We start from the raw sequence: 19,688 nt of genomic DNA on the forward strand, positions 1-19,688 counted from the left end.
GCATAAGTGAAAGGCATGGCAGACTCCTCCCCGGACGTAATTGCCGTGGTACCGGCCGCCGGTATCGGCAGCCGTATGCAAACGGAATGTCCTAAGCAGTACCTACACATCGGCGACAAAACGATTCTCGAACACGCGGTGGCTAGCCTGATGGCGCATCCGCGCGTGGGCCAGGTGATCGTGGCTCTCAGCCCCAACGACACCTATTTTTCCTCTTTACCGCTGGCAACCCATCCTCGCGTCACCGTGGTGACTGGCGGCAAGCAACGTGCAGATTCCGTGCTGGCTGGCCTGCAGGCCGCAGGTAATGCTGAATGGGTGCTGGTGCACGATGCCGCACGCCCCTGCCTGCACCGGGACGACCTGAATAACCTGCTGGCGATTACCACCGGCAGCAAAGTCGGCGGTATTCTGGCGGCCCCGGTTCGCGACACCATGAAGCGGGGCGAGCCAGGCAAAGGGCTGATTGCCCATACGGTTGATCGTGAAGATCTTTGGCATGCCCTGACGCCGCAGCTTTTCCCTCTCGAACTTTTGCGCAGCTGCCTGCTGCGCGCGCTGGATGAAGGTGCCACTATTACCGATGAAGCGTCGGCCCTCGAATATTGCGGCTTTCATCCAGAACTGATTAGCGCCCGGGCGGATAATATCAAGGTGACTCGCCCTGAAGATCTCGCCCTGGCGGCTTTCTATCTTACGCGGTTAACCCAAACGGAGAATTTATAATGCGTATTGGACATGGTTTTGATGTTCATGCTTTTGGCGGCGAAGGCCCGATTATTATTGGCGGCGTTCGTGTCCCGTTCGAGAAAGGGCTGCTGGCTCATTCCGACGGCGACGTTGCTCTGCATGCCCTGACCGATGCGCTGCTGGGTGCCGCCGCACTGGGGGATATTGGCAAGCTGTTCCCGGACACCGATCCTGCTTTTAAAGGGGCGGACAGCCGTGAGCTGCTGCGTGAAGCCTGGCGCCGGATTCAGGCCAAAGGTTTTACCCTCGGGAACGTAGATGTGACGATTATCGCCCAGGCGCCGAAAATGGCCCTGCACATCCCGCAGATGCGCGTGTTTATTGCCGAAGACCTCGGCTGCCATATGGATGACGTCAACGTCAAAGCAACCACCACCGAGAAACTCGGCTTTACCGGCCGCGGCGAAGGTATTGCCTGCGAAGCCGTGGCGCTGCTGCACAAGGCCGGCAAGTAATGGACATGCAAAACCTGACGTGGCTGCACGGCAAGCCGCAGGGCAGCGGCGTCATCAAGGCCAGCCCAGAAGATTTCGTGGTGATCGAAGATTTGGGCTTTGGCCCGGACGGTGACGGTGAACATCTGCTGCTGCGTATTCTGAAAAGCGGCTGCAATACACGTTTCGTGGCCGATGCTCTGGCGAAATTCCTTAAAGTTCATGCGCGCGAAGTCAGCTTTGCCGGGCAAAAAGACAAACATGCGGTGACCGAACAGTGGTTCTGCGTTCGCCTGCCGGGCAAAGAGATGCCGGACATGAGCGCTTTTACGCTCGAAGGCTGTCAGGTGCTGGAGTTTGCTCGCCACCGCCGCAAGCTGCGCTTAGGCGCTCTGAAGGGAAACCGCTTTACCCTCGTGCTGCGCGAGGTAAGCGATCGCCACGAGATGGAGCAGCGCCTGCAGGCCGTAGCGGAGCAGGGCGTGCCTAACTATTTCGGCAGCCAGCGTTTTGGCATCGGCGGTAATAACCTGCATCAGGCGAAACGCTGGGCAGAAAGCAATGCGCCGTTGCGCGACAGAAATAAACGCAGTTTTTGGTTGTCGGCAGCCCGCAGCGCGTTGTTTAATCAGATTGTTAGCCAGCGCCTGAAAAAAACAGACTTTAATCAAGTTGTTGATGGCGATGCGCTACAATTGGCAGGGCGCGGCAGCTGGTTTGTGGCGACCCCGGAAGAACTTCCTGGTCTGCAACAGCGAGTGAATGACGGCGAACTGCTGATCACCGCTTCGCTCCCGGGCGATGGCGAGTGGGGAACGCAAAATGCAGCGCTGGCTTTTGAGCAGCAATCCGTGGCGGATGAAGAGATTCTGCTGGGGCTGCTGAAGCGTGAGCGAGTGGAAGCGGCGCGCCGTGCGATGCTGGTTCAGCCGAAAGAGCTGAGTTGGAACTGGTGGGATGATGTCACCGTCGAGCTGAACTTCTGGTTACCGGCGGGAAGTTTTGCCACCAGCGTTGTCAGGGAACTCATGAACACAGCGGGTGATTATGCGAATATTGCTGAGTAACGATGACGGAGTCCATGCGCCTGGTATTCAGGTGCTGGCGAAGGCGTTGCGTGAATTTGCCGAGGTGCAGGTGGTGGCGCCGGACAGAAACCGCAGCGGCGCATCAAACTCGCTGACGCTGGAGTCATCGCTTAGAACCTTTACCCTCGCCAACGGGGATATCTCCGTTCAAATGGGAACGCCGACGGACTGTGTCTATCTCGGCGTCAATGCTTTGATGCATCCGCGCCCGGATATTGTGGTGTCGGGCATCAACGCCGGGCCAAATCTCGGCGACGACGTTATCTATTCCGGCACCGTTGCGGCGGCGACGGAAGGGCGTCATTTGGGGCTCCCGGCGCTGGCCGTCTCGCTGGATGGCCATCAGCATTATGAGACCGCTGCGGCGGTCACCTGCTCTATTCTCCGGGCGCTGGCTCGGGAGCCACTGCGCACCGGGCGCATTCTGAATATCAACGTTCCAGATTTACCGCTGGACCAAATCAAAGGCATTCGCGTCACGCGCTGCGGCAGCCGTCATCCGGCAGACCAGGTGATTCGCCAGGAAGATCCGCGTGGCAACACGGTGTACTGGATTGGTCCACCGGGGGAAAAACTGGATGTTGCACCGGACACCGACTTTGCCGCCGTCGACGAAGGCTATGTGTCTGTGACGCCGCTGCATGTCGATTTAACCGCACATAGCGCCCATGAAGTCGTTGGCCACTGGCTTGAAAAAGCCGGAGTTGAGGCGCAATGGTAAGCAAACGCGTACAGGCTCTTCTCGATCAATTACGTGCCCAGGGCATCAAGAATGAACAGGTTCTTGAGGCTATTGCACAGGTGCCGCGTGAGAAGTTTGTCGACGAAGCGTTTGAACACAAAGCCTGGGAAAATACCGCGTTACCTATTGGGTCTGGTCAGACTATCTCTCAGCCGTATATGGTAGCGAGGATGACGGAGCTGCTGGAGCTGACGCCGCAGTCAAAAGTGCTGGAAATTGGCACCGGGTCTGGCTACCAGACCGCGATTCTGGCGCATCTGGTAGGGCATGTTTGCTCCGTGGAGCGTATCAAAGGGCTGCAATGGCACGCCAGGCGTCGCCTGAAGCAGCTGGATTTACACAATATTTCGACCCGTCACGGCGATGGCTGGCAGGGCTGGCAGGCAAAAGCGCCGTTCGACGCTATCATTGTGACAGCGGCACCGCCGGAAATTCCCACTGCGCTGCTGTCGCAGCTGGATGACGGCGGCATTCTTGTTTTACCCGTGGGGGACGACCGGCAGTTTTTGAAGCGCGTGCGGCGCCACGGGGATGAATTTTTAATCGACACGGTAGAAGCTGTTCGCTTTGTGCCCTTAGTACGCGGCGAATTAGCATAACCCGGAAATATCCGGTTTTTTTGCTGCCAATTCGGCGTAACGTAGCCGAATTCAGCAAAAGCTGGCGTGGATTACGCCGCTTTTCTACAGTGTTTTATGCATATCTGGTTGTTATCATTTTGGGGGATAAATGAGCGCGGGAAGCCCAACTTTTACTTTACGCCGGGCGGCGATGTTGACGCTAACCAGCCTTTGGCTGGCAGGCTGTACAAGCAACAATAATACCCAGGCGCCGATCAGTTCCGTTGGCGGCAATGGCAGTTCTTCAGGCTCTTCAACCGGCAGCCTGCTGGTGACGAAGCCACCGACAATGTCCGCTCCGATCCAGCAACCTCAGATTCAACCCGTGCAGCAGCCACAAATTCAACCGGTTCGCCAGCCTCAGGCCCAGCCCGTAGCGTCAGAGCCTGTACAGACTGAAAATGGCCGCATTGTCTACAACCGTCAGTACGGCAACATCCCTAAAGGAAGCTACGCGGGCGGCAGCACCTACACCGTTAAACGCGGCGATACTCTGTTCTACATTGCGTGGATTACCGGGAACGACTTCCGTGACCTGGCGCAGCGCAACAACGTACCGGCGCCATACGGTCTGGAAGTAGGGCAAACCCTCCAGGTCGGCAACGCCTCCGGCACGCCAATCACCGGTGGGAACGCGGTGACCGCCGCCGATGCCCGCGCGCAGGGCGTCGCGACGCCGGTTGAACAAAACTCAACCAGGGTAGTTGCTTCTAAACCGACAATTACGTATTCTGAGGATTCAGGTGAACAGAGTGCTACTAAAATGTTACCGGGCAATAAGCCAGCTGAGACTGTTGTCACAGCACCGGTGACGGCACCTGTGGTTAGCTCTACCGAACCTACCGTCAGCAGTACGTCTAACAGCTCGCCAATTTCAACCTGGCGCTGGCCGACCGACGGTAAGATCATCGAAAACTTTGCGGCAACCGAAGGGGGCAACAAAGGGATCGATATCGCTGGCAGTAAAGGACAGGCCATTATCGCGACCGCCGCAGGGCGCGTGGTATATGCCGGTAACGCGCTGCGCGGTTACGGTAATCTAATCATCATCAAACACAACGATGATTATCTGAGTGCCTACGCCCATAACGATACAATGCTGGTCCGGGAACAAGAAGAAGTTAAGGCGGGGCAAAAAATAGCTACCATGGGTAGCACCGGAACCAGTTCTACACGATTGCATTTTGAAATTCGTTACAAGGGGAAATCCGTAAACCCGCTGCGTTATTTGCCGCAGCGATAAACCGGCAAAACATTCATTGAGTGTATTGCCCAGGGATCACGGGTAGGAGCCACCTTATGAGTCAGAATACGCTGAAAGTTAACGAGTTAAACGAAGACGCGGAATATGATGAGAACGGAGTTGAGGCTTTTGACGAAAAAGCCCTTGTAGAAGAGGAACCCAGTGATAACGACCTTGCAGAAGAAGAGCTGCTGTCACAGGGTGCAACACAGCGTGTACTAGATGCGACTCAGCTTTATCTTGGGGAGATCGGTTACTCTCCATTATTAACAGCCGAAGAAGAAGTTTACTTTGCTCGCCGCGCGTTGCGCGGTGATGTAGCCTCCCGCCGACGCATGATCGAAAGTAACCTGCGTCTGGTGGTAAAAATTGCCCGTCGCTACAGCAATCGTGGTCTGGCGCTGCTGGATCTGATTGAAGAGGGCAATCTGGGGCTGATTCGTGCGGTTGAGAAATTCGATCCGGAACGTGGGTTCCGTTTCTCAACGTACGCCACATGGTGGATTCGTCAGACCATCGAACGGGCAATCATGAACCAAACCCGTACGATTCGCCTGCCCATTCACATTGTGAAAGAGCTGAACGTTTACCTGCGTACCGCTCGTGAACTCTCCCACAAGCTCGACCATGAGCCGAGTGCCGAAGAGATTGCCGAGCAGCTGGATAAACCGGTTGATGACGTTAGCCGTATGCTGCGTCTCAACGAGCGCATTACCTCGGTAGACACCCCATTAGGTGGTGACTCTGAGAAAGCGCTGCTGGATATCCTCGCGGACGAGAAAGACAACGGCCCGGAAGACACCACGCAAGACGATGACATGAAACAAAGCATCGTGAAGTGGCTGTTCGAACTGAACGCTAAGCAGCGTGAAGTGCTGGCCCGTCGTTTTGGTCTGCTGGGTTATGAAGCTGCGACGCTGGAAGATGTGGGTCGTGAAATCGGCCTGACTCGCGAACGTGTTCGTCAGATTCAGGTTGAAGGCCTTCGCCGTCTGCGTGAAATCCTGCAGGCTCAGGGGCTGAACCTCGAAGCGCTGTTCCGCGAATAATCGACTCTTCAAATAAAAAAGCGGTGATGCAAATCACCGCTTTTTTTATGCCTGCCGTTTGGTAACGTCTACACCAAACTCTTCAGCCGATAGATCCACTCCAGCGCCTGACGCGGAGAAAGAGAATCTGGATCCAGGTTCTCCAGCGCCTCGACGGCAGGGGATGTCTCTTCCGCCGTGGCCAGCAGCGACATTTGCGTCCCATCCACCTGGCTTGCGGCCGCATTGCCGGAAATGCTTTCCAGCTCGCGCAGCTTCTGACGCGCACGTTTGATCACGTCTTTTGGCACACCCGCCAGCGCGGCTACGGCCAGGCCGTAACTCTTGCTCGCCGCGCCGTCCTGCACGCTGTGCATAAAGGCGATGGTATCCCCATGCTCCACGGCATCCAGATGGACGTTAGCCACGCCTTCCATTTTCTCCGGCAGCGTGGTCAGCTCGAAATAGTGGGTAGCGAACAGCGTCAGCGACTTAATACGGTTGGCCAGGCTTTCGGCGCAGGCCCAGGCCAGCGACAGGCCATCATAGGTCGATGTGCCGCGGCCAATCTCATCCATCAGGACCAGGCTGTGTTCGGTCGCGTTGTGCAGAATGTTGGCGGTCTCTGTCATCTCCACCATGAAGGTTGAGCGACCGGAAGCCAGGTCATCGGCAGCGCCTACGCGGGTAAAGATGCGATCAACCGGGCCAATTTCTGCCTGCTGAGCTGGCACAAAACTGCCGATATAGGCCAGCAAAGCAATTAACGCGGTCTGGCGCATATAGGTACTTTTACCGCCCATGTTCGGGCCGGTAATGATCAGCATTCTACGCTGAGGGGAAAGGTTTAGCGGGTTAGCGATAAACGGTTCGCTGAGCACTTGTTCCACTACCGGATGGCGGCCCCCGACCAGCTTAATGCCGGGCTTGTCCGTCAGCGTCGGGCAGGTGTAGTTCAGGGTATAAGCGCGCTCGGCCAGGTTCACCAGCACGTCCAGCTCCGCCAGCGCGGTAGCGCTTCTTTGCAGCGCTTCCAGGTGCGGCAGCAGCAAATCAAACAGCTGATCGTAAAGCTGTTTCTCCAGCGCCAGCGCTTTGCCTTTGGAAGTCAGGACCTTGTCTTCGTACTCTTTTAACTCGGGAATAATGTAGCGCTCGGCGTTTTTCAGCGTCTGGCGGCGAACATAGTTGATCGGCACCAGATGGCTTTGGCCGCGGCTGACCTGGATGTAGTAGCCGTGCACGGCGTTAAATCCCACTTTCAGCGTATCAAGGCCCAGGCGTTCGCGTTCGCGAATTTCCAGGCGATCCAGGTAGTCAGTTGCGCCATCGGCCAGGGCTCGCCATTCGTCCAGCTCTTCGTTATAGCCGGGAGCGATAACGCCGCCGTCGCGCACCAGCACCGGTGGCGATTCGATAACCGCCTGCTCAAGTAATTCGCGCAGCTCTACAAATTCACCCATCTGCTCGCGCAGGGTTTGCACGTAGTCGGTGCTTACGTCAGACAGGGTCTCGCGCAAGGCGGGCAGTTGCTGGAAGGCATAACGCATACGAGCCAGATCGCGTGGGCGAGCGGTGCGCAGCGCCAGACGGGCAAGGATACGTTCCAGGTCGCCGACCTGACGCAGCGTAGGCTGAATATCTGCGGTGCGCTCCTGCAGGGCCGCAATAGTTTGCTGCCGCCGGGTGAGCACATCGACGTTACGCACCGGCATATGCAGCCAGCGTTTGAGCATACGGCTGCCCATCGGCGTCACGGTGCAGTCCAGCACCGAGGCCAGCGTGTTCTCCACGCCGCCGGACAGATTCTGGGTGATCTCAAGGTTACGGCGGGTGGCTGCATCCATAATGATGCTGTCCTGCTGCCGGTCCATGGTCACGGAACGGATATGCGGCAGGGAAGTGCGCTGGGTATCTTTGACGTACTGCAGCAGACAGCCGGCGGCGCAAAGCCCATGGTGGGCGTTCTCGACGCCAAAGCCGGTCAGGTCCCGAGTGCCAAACTGCAGATTTAGCTGCTGGCGCGCGGTTTCAATCTCGAACTCCCAAAGCGGGCGGCGGCGCAGGCCACGGCGGCCATCAATCAGGCTCATCTCAGCGAAGTCTTCCGCATACAGCAGCTCCGCCGGATTGGTGCGCTGAAGTTCGGCGGCCATGGTTTCACGGTCTTCCGGTTCGGTCAGGCGGAAGCGCCCGGAACTGATGTCGAGCGTCGCATAGCCAAAACCTTTGCTGTCCTGCCAGATTGCCGCCAGCAGGTTATCCTGGCGCTCCTGCAGCAGCGCTTCGTCGCTGATGGTGCCCGGCGTGACGATGCGAACGACTTTACGCTCAACCGGCCCTTTGGTGGTTGCCGGATCGCCAACTTGTTCGCAGATGGCCACGGACTCACCAAGGTTCACCAGTTTAGCCAGGTAATTTTCCACCGCGTGATGAGGCACGCCCGCCATTGGAATCGGTTCGCCCGCAGAAGCCCCGCGCTTGGTCAGGGAGATATCCAGCAGTTGAGAAGCGCGTTTTGCATCGTCATAGAACAGCTCGTAGAAGTCACCCATACGGTAAAACAGCAGGATGTCACGGTGCTCGGATTTAAGACGCAGATACTGCTGCATCATCGGGGTGTGGGCGTCGAAGGTTTCGCTAGTACTCATGGAGTGATGATATCCATTTCGTTGAATTTTAAGTGGTTAGTGATGTTTCTGGTTCTCATTATTGCTCACTAATACGGCGTAAACTGCACGCGGGAATCGCCCCGCAGATGGCCCATGATAACGGAGTATCAAAGGCAGGAAAACAGCGGTTAAACGACATTGCTGAAAGCCTCGCAACGCGTTGCTGTTCTGATATGTTCTAGCGGCGGCTGGCTGTAATACCGCAGTTTGGCGAACGTTCTCGCCTTCATTCTGTTTAAACGGTTAAATTCCAGGGTGTCTATGAGAAAGTGGGTACTGGCGGGCGTGCTGGCAGTGACGGGGTGCGTTTCTTTTCAACAGCTTGATGAGGGTTTGCGTGGCCTCGTGGGCCAGGATAAAACCGTCGCATTTAAAATATTAGGCTACCCCGATAATCAGCAAACGTTTGACGACACGAAAGTTTATACGTGGATAACGAACAGTACGGGAGCCGAGCCTTATATTTCGCCGCAAACGACCACCGGTACGGTCAACGGTAAACCGTTTGAGGCCACGACAACACAAACCACGTTTGTGCCGGTTAACTACAGCTGCAAAATTCAGATCTCTACCGACAGCAAAGGCATTATCAAAGACTATAAATACAACAGCACCGATCCCAGCGTGATGGGCTGCATGAACTACATTAAAAGCCTTAATAATTACTATAAAAGATAGATCCCGCCCGATCCGGCAACGTATTTGAGTTGCCGGATGTTGCGTTTAGACACATCTTTTTGACCCTGTTTTCAGGAACTCAATTTTCAGTGACCCACTTATCAGAAAACATCCCAACATCGGAGATAACCATGTTTTCTGCAGTCGGTCAGTCAAATCGCGTTCAGCCCGCCGCTCTTAACACCAGCGGAAGGATCCACCCTGATATTAAAATTAAGCCGCCGGTAAACGATCCCGTTCAGGCCCTGGCTAACCTGTTCCGGGATAACAAGCTTGCTTACCTGGGCGACGTGCATGGTCAGCTTGCGATCCCTGAATTTGTCGGCCATGCCATTCCCGAGTTGAAAAAGGCTGGTGTGGATCTGCTGGCGGTAGAGTTTGTGAAATACAGCGATAACGCCTTGTTTCGCGAAGCGCTGGCTCATGGCAAAGAGGCGACAAAAAACTTCATCATGAACGCCTGGTCAAAACACGGCGAGGCCTGGGTAGATAAGGTTGCCGGGGCACTTTATGAAGCGCACAAAGCGGGTATTTCCGTCGCCGGCATTGACCGCCATATTCCCGGCGCTGCGCCGAAAACGCCGATGGAAGCCATCAAATACATGAACAAACGGCTGGCGCTCAATATTGCCTGGAACGCTGCGGCAGAAAAAGAAGAGCGTGCCATTGGCGCACGTAAAACGCTGGTTTGGGGCGGCGGCGGTCATTTTCACCATAGCCGTGAACAAGGCCCTAAAGATATGCGTCCCGGCCCTGTGGTTTCTTTCGACTCGAGTGGTAAAGCCCCAGGCTGTTCGCTGAACGAGAAAGACGACAATAGCCACCTGGTGATTAATTTCCCGAAATAAAAAAACGGGGAATGGCGATTCCCCGTACTTTGTAGGCTCAGGAGGCAACCTGGAAAACGCTGACGGTTTCACGCAGAACGCGAGATTGCCTATCGAGAGAGGTTGCCGTGGAGGACGTCACCTCAACCAGCGCGACGTTTTGCTGCAGGTTTTTATCCATCTGCGCAACGGCCTGGGCAACCTCATTCACGCCGGTCGCCTGTTCTGCTGAGTTATGCGCAATTTCGTTCACAATGCTGTTCACCTGGCTGACGGTGGTTAAAATCTTGCTCATGGTTTCCGCCGCCTGATCGATCTCCTGCGCCCCGCTGTTTACCCGCTGCACTGAGCCGGTAATCAGGCCTTTTATTTCTTTCGCGGCGCTGGAAGAGCGTTGAGCAAGGGCTCGAACTTCAGTGGCGACAACGGCAAAACCCCGGCCTTGTTCACCCGCTCTGGCGGCCTCAACGGCGGCGTTCAGTGCCAGAATGTTAGTCTGGAAAGCGATCCCCTCGATCACGGAGGTAATGTCCGCAATACGTACGGATTCCTGAGTGATCTCCTCCATAGTACTGACGATCCCCTGCACCATTTCACTTCCCTGGGTGACTTCGCTGGCGGCAGAGCTGGCAAGTTTGCTGGCGTACTGCGCGCTTTCCGCATTGTTCCGCACCGTGCTCGCCACTTGATCCATCGCCGCTGATGTTTGCTGCAGCGCCGCAGCCTGGTTCTCCGTTCTTGCAGAAAGCGAGCTACTTCCTTTGGCAATTTCCGCGCTGGCGCTCGCCACACCCTCTGCGTTCTGGCGAACTTCCAGCACCAGCTGGCGCAGCGCATTCTGCATATGGCTGAGCGAGGCCAGAATACTGCTGGAATCTTTTTTACGCAGCTCGGGCGTTTGCGTCAGATCTCCGGCGGCGATGGCGTTGGTCATACGCAGTAAATCAACCGGTTCACCGCCGAGGGAAAGTGTGATTTTGCGTGTGGTTGACCAGGTGATCAGCAGTCCAATCGCCACGGCAACCAGCGCCAGGGTAAGCATCAGAAGGTGAAATGTTCGCGCAATACCGCGCGCCGTATTCGCCAAAGCGTCGTTAAGCTGAGTCTCCATGTCGATAAAACCGTTAATGGTGGCCAACCAGTTAACAAAAGCAGGACGAGCCTGATTGAGGATGACCTGGCGCGCGCCCTCCACATCGCCTTTTTGCTGAAGAGCGATAATCTCATTCACCAGCGGGAGCGTTTGCTGCTCGGCCTCTTTTATCTTTTCGTACTGAGTACGCTCTTCGGGCGTCACGTCGCTGCCTTGGGCAAAGATGCCTTCCATCGGCTGAACGGAGGCCTGGTAATCCTGCTCCAGCTTGCGGATGTGTTCCACAACGCCCTGCAGTTCGCCTGCCGGCACCAACGTCACGTCGCGGATGGCAATTGAACGGTCATGTACGCTGCCCCTGAAATTAACGGCGTAGCGCTGTTTAACGTTATTGACATCGTTGATGGCGATCAATGCGTTGTTTATTTTATTTACCTGCATAATCGCCACCAGCGTCAGCATAATCAGCGTTAATAAAATAATGATAAAGCTGCCGCTTATTCGCGAACCTACGGAAAGGTTTTTAAACATAATAACTCTCTTTTAATTAATATTGAGCGTGATGTTAATGGTGTTGTCGGAGTATTTTCCTGCAGTGGATACAGGAGGGTAAGTTGTCTTGCTGGCTTACAGGGTGGAAAGGAAATTAATCTGCAGGCAAAAAGTTGTCAATAGGGCGGATTTTTAACGATGCGCGCAGTGTTGGTAGCGATGAAATAATTTATTCCATAACTAACAATGGCTTTTATTTTTGCTCTCCCTAAGCTAAATGATGTTGTTTTTAGTTTGAAGTTTCACTTTGTTTCTATGTTTTAAACTTGGCGTCGGTGACTTGTAATCATTCACTCGGTACGTTCGTTACGTCTGCTAACAAAAGTTTATTATTTTTTTAATGTTTAACTTTTTTACCTATTGATGAAAAAGGCCGAACCGGTGTTTTTAATGTTCACATTTCCGGAATATATAAAAAGTAATAACAATCATTCCCCTGCTTTTGATAGTGGAATACGGACGGTAAAAATTTTTAATTACCTGGGAATAAATGCTCATTTCGTTCGTCCTATGTGCTCCAAAACCCAATGCCGTTTCATTATTGTGAGCCGATCCTATGCGAGAACCTCGTCCGTCTTTCTGCGCGATGTTTAAAAATTTACGCTACCCGCAGCAATTTTTACTGCGTGGCACCGTGATAGTCGCCATTCCGTTAGCCCTCTGCCTGCTGTTTGCCTGGGCGTGGGGGGCCCTGACGCCGGGGCGTTTATCCCCCGACAAGCTGGTTAATGCGCTGGAAAAAACGGGAGGAGAGCACCCCGGCTACCGCCGCAATCATGCCAAAGGGGTCTGTGTGGTGGGATATTTTGACTCCAACGGTAGCGCCAGCGCGCTGTCGAAAGCAACGGTGTTCCTGCCGGGCAATACGCCGGTCATTGGCCGCCTGGCAATTGCTGGCGGTAACCCCAACGCGCCCGATGGTGCGGTGCCAGTGCGCAGTATGGCGCTGCAGTTTATCACCCGTGATGGCCAGGAGTGGCGTACCGGGATGAACGCGCTGCCGTTCTTTAGTGTCGCAACGCCGCAGGGCTTCTACGATCAGCAAATGGCGGGTATTCCCGATCCTAAAACGGGCAAACCCGATCCAGCCAAAATGAAAGCATTTATCAGCGCTCACCCGGAGGCAAAGCCGTTTTTTGCCTGGGTGAAGGGCTATGTGCCGACGTCGAGCTGGGCAAGTGACAGCTACAACAGCCTGAACGCCTTCTTATTTACCAATAAAACTGGGGACGTTCATGGCGTGCGCTGGAGTATGCAGTCGCAAACCCCCGGCGTGCCGGTGACGGCGGAGGACAAAGCGAATCCTTTGTTCCTGCAGCAGGACATCAAGCAGCGCCTGCAGCAGGGGCCGCTGAAATGGGATTTGATTATCAGCGTGGCTGAAAAGGGCGATGTGATTAACGATGCGACAAAAGCCTGGCCCGATAGCCACCAAAAACTTAACGCAGGCACGCTGGTGCTCACTGCCGCACAAGATCAAGCTGACGGCAACTGCCGGGACATCAACTACGATCCTCTGATCTTGCCGGAAGGTATTTCTGGCTCAGACGATCCGCTGCTTAGCGCGCGCTCTGCGGCTTATTCATCATCCTTCAATCGCCGCACGCATGAAGAAGCTCAGGTAAATAAAGGGGGCCGGTTATGAGCAAAGTGACGTATTTTCACCCTCTGCTGCGCGTCGTTCACTGGGCGATGGCGCTGATGATCGTGGCAATGCTGTTTATCGGCGTGGGGATGGTGTCCACGGTGTCGGCATTACACGCTTTTTTATACTCACTGCATAAACCGCTTGGCGTCGCCATTCTGCTGCTGGTTATCCTGAGGGTTTATCTCCGCCTTCGTTATAAAACGCCGTCGCTCCCGGCGAATCTGCCGGGTTTTCAGGTAGCGCTGGCACATTTATCCCACTGGCTGCTCTATCTTCTGATGGTAGCCCAGCCGCTGGTAGGCTGGGCCATGCTCTCTGCCGCGGGCTATCCTGTGACGCTGGGGCCTGGCATCACGCTACCGGCGCTGGTGGCGAAAAATATTGAGCTTTATGCCGTGCTTCGGCCGCTGCATACCTGGCTTGCTCTGCTGCTGTTCGTCATCGTAATTCTGCATCTGACTGCCGCATTATTTCATGCGCTGCTATTGCGTGATGGCGTGTTCAGCAGTATGACGGGCTACAAAGGCCGGGGCTAACATCGCCAGTGGAGTAAATCATGTCAAAACTGAGCGAACAGGAAGTACGGGAAATGCTGCCGCATCTGCAGCGTTTCGCCCTATGGCTCACGCGCAATCCTCATGCCGCGGAGGATTTGGTGCAGTCCTGCCTTGAGAAAGCATTTACCCGCGAGAGGAATCTGGCGGCAAGGGAAAGCCTTCGCAGCTGGCTGTTCTCTATTCTCTACCGGCAATTCATTGACGGCGAGCGGCGAAAAAGACGCTATCAGCGTATTTTGTCGTTGTTTACCGGCGATGAACACCCGGTGGCCGCGTCAACGGAGGAGATGCTGATCAACGACGATATGCTGGCGATGTTCAGCCAGCTTCCCGTGGAGCAGCGCGCATTACTGCTGCTCATCAGCGTAGAAGGTTTGAGCTATAAAGAGGCGGCTGAGTCGCTGGATATTCCGTTGGGAACCGTGATGTCGCGTTTGTCCCGAGCCAGAAAACAGCTGCAAAAATGGGATGAAGGCACGCCATCCACCCCGGCGTTAAGGAGATTAAAATGAAATCGCGCATACCTGACGAGCAGGATCTCCATGCCTGGGTTGACGGGCAGCTGGATGACGAGCGCAAAAAGTGGGTTGAGCACTATTTGCAGCAGCACCCCGAGCAGGCCGCACAGGTCAAAAAATGGCAGGCCGATGCCCGGCGTTTACGTCTTTCGCTGGACGAATTTGTGCCACAGGTTTCTGCCCCTGCTTCGGAAGTACAGCGGGCGCGGCAGCAAATCCAGCGCACTCGCCGGTGGCGGTTAGCCGTTGCTTTTAGCCTGCTGTTCTCCGTCGGCATGGGCGGCGTGGCCGGGTGGCAGCTGCATGCCAGCGAAGTTCTGCGGCAAATTCTGCCGATGGAAGATGCCGTGCAGGCCTATCGTCTGGTGAACAGTGGCAGCGTGAAAGCGCTGGACGTTGTGGCCAGCGATCGCGCGGAGGTGAATAACTGGATGAGTCGCTACTTTATTAACGGGGCGCTGGCACCAGACCTCGATAATTACGGTTTTACGCTGGTGGGCGGGCGTTTAATGGTAACCGAGCAGGGGCCGGCGGCGCTGGTGGTCTACCGGGACGCTCAGGGCACGCGCGTGGCGTATTATATCCGGCCCTCCGGCATGTTTACGCTGGGGAAAGGGGAGCGACAGGCCGATAACCTGACCGCGCAGTACTGGAGCGATCGCCGCTATAACTACGCGATGATAAGCCCGGCCAATGACAGCCAGACGGCGAGGTTACAACAGGCGGTAGCGCAGTACGCGGGGGATGCGCGAGCAATTTAATGCAGGCGTCGGTTTATTCGCCAATGTCAGAAAAAATATACCATTTTTGCCTGAAGGTCTTATCCTGAATGGAGTGAGGCGGCACTCGGATCCCCCGAAGCTGCCTCCGTCATTCCTGAAGGATAAAACATGATATCTACACATATTGGCTTCCCGACTGAAACGGTAGCGGTATTTCTTGCGCTTTCGGTGGGTGCCATTTTTATCGACCTCTTTATGCACCGCAAAGACGAGCCCATCTCGCTGAAAAGTGCCGCATTGTGGTCGGTGTTCTGGGTTGCAGTGGCAATGCTTTTTGCCGGTTTTTTATATCTTCATCACGGCGCAGAAGTCGCCAGCCTGTTTGTCACCGGCTACGCGCTTGAGAAGGTGCTTTCCGTCGATAATCTGTTTGTGATGATGGCGATTTTTGCCTGGTTCGGCATTCCGGATCGCTACCGGCACCGCGTGTTGTACTGGGGCGTTATCGGCGCGATTGTTTTTAGAGGCATTTTTGTGGCCATCGGCACCGGGCTGTTGTCGCTGGGGCCTTATGTTGAAATCGTGTTTGCGCTGATTGTGGCGTGGACGGCGGTGATGATGCTCAAAGGCAACGATGGAGAGGACGAAGTTGAGGACTACTCTCAGCATCTGGCTTATCGGCTGGTAAAACGCTTTTTCCCTCTTTGGCCAAAGCTTGCCGGGCGCAAATTCCTGCTTAACCAGGCTGAGGTTGACCACGAGCTGGCGAAGCCAGAAAACCAGGCCATCACCGTTGGGCGAGTAAAAAAAGCCACGCTGTATGCTACGCCGCTGATGCTTTGCGTGGCGGTGGTTGAACTGTCTGACGTGATGTTCGCTTTTGATTCTGTCCCGGCCATTATTGCCGTCAGCCGTGAACCGCTGATCGTCTACAGCGCAATGATGTTTGCGATACTTGGCTTGCGTACCCTGTATTTTGTGCTGGAAGCGTTAAAACAGTATCTCGTTCACCTGGAAAAAGCGGTGGTGGTGCTGCTGTTCTTTATCGCCGTTAAGCTCGGGCTTAACGCCAGCGAACATATCTGGCACCACGGGTACAGCATTTCGGCCACCGCCAGCCTGTACGTTGTGTTGGGCGTGCTGGCCGTGGGCATCATCCTCAGCGTTATGTTCCCGGCAAAAGCGGAATCAAGCGACAGTAAGAACTGAACAGGATGAAGGACGCCTTCGGGCGAGGGCGTCCTGATGACGAGACTCAGAGATGTTTGTCGAGGCGTAATCTTTCGATAGGTGAGCGACGACGAGATTTGGCGCGGTGGAAGTGGCGCCAGTGGTAATCCCTGGCTGCGGTCAGCAGCTCATAATCCCCTCTTGAATCCCCCCAGGCGCGCAAATGCAGCTGGTTAAGCGGGCCATAAATCTGTTCCAGACGCTGAATCTTTTGATCGCAGCGGCAGTTATGGCCGTTAATGCGGCCGGTTAACACGCCGTCCACCACTTCAAGCTGAGTGCCGATGAGCTTCACGCCCAGACGTTCGGCGAACGGCAGCAGCACGATGGCCGGAGACGCAGAGCACAGCGTAACTTCAGCGCCAGAACGCAGCTCAGCGGCAACCGCCATCAGCCCACGCGGGCGCATCATTTTTTCGAAGTTTTTCGCGCAATACACTTCGGCTTTATCCTTAACCCACTGCTCATTCACGCCGGTTAAGAAGGTTGAAATCAGGATTTCTTTTAATTCATCGCGGGTCAGTTTCCGGCGCAGGCATTTGAGCGTCGGAATGACCATACGCATCATCTTGCGCGCGAAGGTTTTGCGCCCAAAGGCAAACCGCAGGAACGGGACAAAGCTATCGCTATGGGTCAGCGTGCCGTCAAAATCAAAAACCGACAGAACGCCTGGCGAAGGATCATTCATAACAACCATAGATTCCCAACTTTCCTTTTTATCTGTTCGTCGCGAGGGCATCTTGCGAACGATGGGGAAATTATAAACTTTTAAATCCCGCTACGGAAACCATCGCGAAATGTGATAGGGTAGCCGAATGAACATAAATCACACCGCACTTATCGTTATCCGCTGGTGGCTGTCTCTTTAGAGGCGGCAGGAATTCGTTCACCCTTTTCTAATAGCCGCCGGAAGGCGGCTATTTCGTTTAACTGTTCGCCCTCCGGCAAGATTTATCAGCCTCAGGAGGCAGTTATGAGCAGTTCACACGCTTTACAGCAAACCATTCTTACCGGCGACCGTCCAACCGGCCAGCTTCACCTTGGGCACTACGTCGGCTCACTGCGTAAACGCGTTCAGCTTCAGGATGAGCACCAGCAGCACATTTTGGTCGCCGACCTTCAGGGGCTAACCGACAACGGCAGCCGCCCGGAGAAAGTCGCCGAAAACATTCTGCAGGTGATGGCGGACTACCTGGCGGTTGGCATTGATCCGCAGAAAACCACAATCTGCCTGCAATCCTCTCTGCCAGCGCTGGCCGAACTCACCATGTTGTATATGAACATCGTGACCGTCGCCCGGTTGGAAAGAAACCCGACGGTAAAAAGCGAGATAGCCCAGAAGGGGTTTGCTCGCTCTTTGCCTTCTGGTTTTCTTGTCTATCCGATAAGCCAGGCCGCGGATATTACCGCATTTAAAGCCAGCCTGGTGCCGGTGGGGGACGATCAGCTGCCGATGATCGAACAGGCCAATGAAATTGTGCACAAGATGAATAGCTTGATGCCGACGCCGATATTAACCCCCTGCAAAGCGTTGCTCAGCCCGGTCAGCCGTCTGCCGGGCATTGACGGTAACGCTAAGATGTCAAAATCCCTGGGCAATACGCTCACCCTTTCCGCCAGCGAACAGCAGATTCATCAGGCGGTGAGCGCCATGTTTACCGACCCGGATCATCTGCGCGTCAACGATCCGGGAAAAATTGAAGGCAATGTGGTGTTTACCTATCTGGATGCTTTCCATGAAGACAAAGAGAACGTTGAGGCGATGAAAGAGCACTACCAGCGCGGCGGGCTGGGGGATCGGCAGTGTAAAAACGAGCTGGAAACCTGTCTGCAAAACCTGCTGGCGCCGATCAGAGAGCGGCGAAATCGCTTTATCGAAGATAAGCCTTATTTGCAAGAGGTGTTGAAAGCCGGGAGTGAGAAAGCGCGAGCGCTGACGCAGCAAACGGCGGACGAAGTGAAACGTGCGCTGGGGCTGCCGGTGCTATTTTAACGGCAGAAGGGCGCGAGACGGCGAACATCGACGCTTTAGTCAGCCAGCCGGTGAAGCCTGACAGAGCAAGGGCTGGTGGAATACAACCGCCCGCGCTCTCATAATTTTTGAAGAATCTGGCAGTGAAGCGTACCTGCAGGGCTGAAAAACCACAAAGCTTAAATAGCACGTGGCATCCAGGCAGGTATGCTTACGGCAACATGATGACAAGTCCTAAAACTCGACAAACACGGTGCCGAAGTATCTGCCCTCCGCAATAGCCTGAATGGCCTCTGGCGCCCGCTCTATCCCATTGACGATGACATGTGGAAACACGATATCCCCTGTTTGAAGCCATTCTGCAAATCTCGTATCCCATTCCGCGTGAGCATCCGGGTCGTCGTCAGCGCTGTATCCGCGTATCGTGATCTTTTTCAGGAGGATCTGGACTGAATCGAGCTCGACGGGGGCTTCCCGTCCCGTTCCTGCATCAGCGAGCTGGCCCGACAGAGCCCCGACGATCGCAATTCGGGCACCTGGGCGTGCAGCCACGATGGCTGACTGCAGTTGTTCCCCGCCTACGCAATCGAGCACGACATCAATACCTTCCGGAGCGACTTCACGCAGCTGTGCCACGTCGCTGCCGCTGCCCCGAATCACCGCCGCGTCGTAACCTAATTCCTTAACAAGCCGTCCGGCTTTTTGCCTGGAGCTTGTGCTGCCAATCACTCGTCCAGCGCCAAGCTGTCGGGCGATTTGCCCGGCCATAGAGCCTATTGCGCCAGCCGCGCTGGTGATAAGGACGGTATCACCGGGCCTGATTTCAACGCCTCGCGTCAATGCCGCATAAGCCGTCGAGCCATGCGAAAGGCTGGCGACGTCCGGATAAACTCGGCTATCAACACGGACGCACTCCGCGAGCGGGACGGCGGCATACTCGCGCCAGCCCATGAAATGCCGAACCCGATCGCCCGGCCTGAGTTCACTCCCCGGGGGAGAAGAAAGGACCTCGCCGAGCGTTTCCTCCGCCAGAGTGTCGCCCGGCTTCAGCGCCGGAAACGGTACGCCAGGGATGGCTTCGGCGCCCTCGCTGATCATCATGCGCAGCGAGGCGGAGACTCGCGAATAACGGTTCCTGACCAGAACCTCATCGTTTTGTGCAACGGGTAAAGCCACTTCGACTATCTCAAAGTCAGAAACCTTTGGGCGGCTGGTGGGTCTGACCTTGAGTCGGAGTTCACGGCTTGTGGCTGGCAGAGGATGCACCTGACCAATCCTTGTATAATGTGAGCCTGGAGTTCACATTTTGAGTTG

The 19,688-nt window shown here is 55.3% G+C and carries 19 protein-coding genes; 15 read left to right on the forward strand and 4 right to left on the reverse strand.

Features of this window, described 5'->3' with window-relative positions; all coding sequences use genetic code 11:
* The first annotated feature begins 15 nt into the window (after positions 1 to 15).
* From ispD to rpoS, 7 genes are all read left to right on the forward strand, one after another.
* Complete coding sequence (gene ispD, locus ACREYP_RS03840) at positions 16 to 726, forward strand: IspD/TarI family cytidylyltransferase (protein ID WP_498533068.1); 711 nt, start codon at positions 16 to 18, stop codon at positions 724 to 726.
* Positions 726 to 1,205, forward strand: coding sequence for a 2-C-methyl-D-erythritol 2,4-cyclodiphosphate synthase (gene ispF, locus ACREYP_RS03845; protein ID WP_498881112.1), 480 nt, complete (start codon positions 726 to 728; stop codon positions 1,203 to 1,205). The genes ispD and ispF overlap by 1 nt, the downstream gene beginning before the upstream one ends.
* The gene (gene truD, locus ACREYP_RS03850) at positions 1,205 to 2,251 is read left to right on the forward strand and encodes a tRNA pseudouridine(13) synthase TruD (protein ID WP_008458331.1); all 1,047 of its coding nucleotides are present in this window, start codon (positions 1,205 to 1,207) and stop codon (positions 2,249 to 2,251) included. The genes ispF and truD overlap by 1 nt, the downstream gene beginning before the upstream one ends.
* Positions 2,232 to 2,993, forward strand: coding sequence for a 5'/3'-nucleotidase SurE (gene surE / locus ACREYP_RS03855; RefSeq protein WP_039287134.1), 762 nt, complete (start codon positions 2,232 to 2,234; stop codon positions 2,991 to 2,993). Before truD ends, surE begins: the two co-directional genes overlap by 20 nt.
* On the forward strand, positions 2,987 to 3,613 hold the full coding sequence (locus tag ACREYP_RS03860; RefSeq protein ID WP_008458329.1) for a protein-L-isoaspartate(D-aspartate) O-methyltransferase: 627 nt from the start codon (positions 2,987 to 2,989) through the stop codon (positions 3,611 to 3,613). The genes surE and ACREYP_RS03860 overlap by 7 nt, the downstream gene beginning before the upstream one ends.
* A 130-nt stretch (positions 3,614 to 3,743) precedes the next feature.
* On the forward strand, positions 3,744 to 4,877 hold the full coding sequence (gene nlpD, locus ACREYP_RS03865) for a murein hydrolase activator NlpD (protein WP_034809052.1): 1,134 nt from the start codon (positions 3,744 to 3,746) through the stop codon (positions 4,875 to 4,877).
* Between the two features lie 56 nt (positions 4,878 to 4,933).
* Positions 4,934 to 5,926: an RNA polymerase sigma factor RpoS gene (gene rpoS / locus ACREYP_RS03870; protein WP_008458325.1), complete on the forward strand. Its 993-nt coding sequence runs from the start codon at positions 4,934 to 4,936 to the stop codon at positions 5,924 to 5,926.
* A 68-nt stretch (positions 5,927 to 5,994) separates the two neighbouring features.
* Here the strand turns inward: rpoS and mutS are convergent, their stop codons facing one another.
* The gene (gene mutS, locus ACREYP_RS03875) at positions 5,995 to 8,556 is read right to left on the reverse strand and encodes a DNA mismatch repair protein MutS (RefSeq protein WP_336819579.1); all 2,562 of its coding nucleotides are present in this window, start codon (positions 8,554 to 8,556) and stop codon (positions 5,995 to 5,997) included.
* A 282-nt stretch (positions 8,557 to 8,838) separates the two neighbouring features.
* Between mutS and ACREYP_RS03880 the strand changes: the two genes are divergently transcribed.
* Positions 8,839 to 9,255: a hypothetical protein gene (locus ACREYP_RS03880; RefSeq protein WP_008458321.1), complete on the forward strand. Its 417-nt coding sequence runs from the start codon at positions 8,839 to 8,841 to the stop codon at positions 9,253 to 9,255.
* 131 nt (positions 9,256 to 9,386) lie between these two features.
* On the forward strand, positions 9,387 to 10,103 hold the full coding sequence (locus tag ACREYP_RS03885; protein WP_336819581.1) for a Type III secretion system effector HopBA1: 717 nt from the start codon (positions 9,387 to 9,389) through the stop codon (positions 10,101 to 10,103).
* A 37-nt stretch (positions 10,104 to 10,140) separates the two neighbouring features.
* Here ACREYP_RS03885 and ACREYP_RS03890 read toward each other — a convergent pair whose 3' ends face one another.
* Positions 10,141 to 11,706 carry a methyl-accepting chemotaxis protein gene (locus ACREYP_RS03890; RefSeq protein WP_336819582.1) on the reverse strand — a complete coding sequence of 522 codons (1,566 nt, stop codon included), beginning with the start codon at positions 11,704 to 11,706 and terminating at the stop codon, positions 10,141 to 10,143.
* 577 nt (positions 11,707 to 12,283) lie between these two features.
* Here ACREYP_RS03890 and ACREYP_RS03895 point away from each other — a divergent pair.
* The 5 genes from ACREYP_RS03895 (at position 12,284) to ACREYP_RS03915 (ending at position 16,381) form a co-directional block, all read left to right on the forward strand.
* A complete protein-coding gene (locus tag ACREYP_RS03895; protein ID WP_442892485.1) occupies positions 12,284 to 13,372 on the forward strand; it encodes a catalase family peroxidase in 1,089 nt (362 codons plus the stop codon).
* Positions 13,369 to 13,911 (forward strand): cytochrome b/b6 domain-containing protein, encoded by a 543-nt coding sequence (locus ACREYP_RS03900; protein WP_166995618.1) that lies wholly within the window; start codon positions 13,369 to 13,371, stop codon positions 13,909 to 13,911. Before ACREYP_RS03895 ends, ACREYP_RS03900 begins: the two co-directional genes overlap by 4 nt.
* A 20-nt stretch (positions 13,912 to 13,931) precedes the next feature.
* Complete coding sequence (locus tag ACREYP_RS03905) at positions 13,932 to 14,444, forward strand: RNA polymerase sigma factor (RefSeq protein WP_008458310.1); 513 nt, start codon at positions 13,932 to 13,934, stop codon at positions 14,442 to 14,444.
* Complete coding sequence (locus ACREYP_RS03910) at positions 14,441 to 15,211, forward strand: anti-sigma factor family protein (protein ID WP_008458308.1); 771 nt, start codon at positions 14,441 to 14,443, stop codon at positions 15,209 to 15,211. Before ACREYP_RS03905 ends, ACREYP_RS03910 begins: the two co-directional genes overlap by 4 nt.
* Before the next feature lie 129 nt (positions 15,212 to 15,340).
* The gene (locus ACREYP_RS03915; RefSeq protein WP_008458305.1) at positions 15,341 to 16,381 is read left to right on the forward strand and encodes a TerC/Alx family metal homeostasis membrane protein; all 1,041 of its coding nucleotides are present in this window, start codon (positions 15,341 to 15,343) and stop codon (positions 16,379 to 16,381) included.
* Between the two features lie 46 nt (positions 16,382 to 16,427).
* Here ACREYP_RS03915 and ACREYP_RS03920 read toward each other — a convergent pair whose 3' ends face one another.
* Positions 16,428 to 17,099, reverse strand: coding sequence for an HAD-IB family hydrolase (locus ACREYP_RS03920; RefSeq protein WP_008458304.1), 672 nt, complete (start codon positions 17,097 to 17,099; stop codon positions 16,428 to 16,430).
* A gap of 276 nt (positions 17,100 to 17,375) precedes the next feature.
* On the opposite strand from ACREYP_RS03920, the gene trpS reads away from it, so the two are divergent.
* Positions 17,376 to 18,395 (forward strand): tryptophan--tRNA ligase, encoded by a 1,020-nt coding sequence (trpS, locus tag ACREYP_RS03925; RefSeq protein WP_336819585.1) that lies wholly within the window; start codon positions 17,376 to 17,378, stop codon positions 18,393 to 18,395.
* 213 nt (positions 18,396 to 18,608) lie between these two features.
* Here the strand turns inward: trpS and ACREYP_RS03930 are convergent, their stop codons facing one another.
* The gene (locus tag ACREYP_RS03930; RefSeq protein WP_336819586.1) at positions 18,609 to 19,640 is read right to left on the reverse strand and encodes an MDR family NADP-dependent oxidoreductase; all 1,032 of its coding nucleotides are present in this window, start codon (positions 19,638 to 19,640) and stop codon (positions 18,609 to 18,611) included.
* Between the last annotated feature and the right edge of the window lie 48 nt (positions 19,641 to 19,688).

The organism is Enterobacter sp. TMH.L2, from assembly GCF_050847315.1.
In the GTDB taxonomy this organism is placed as follows: Bacteria; Pseudomonadota; Gammaproteobacteria; order Enterobacterales; family Enterobacteriaceae; genus Cedecea.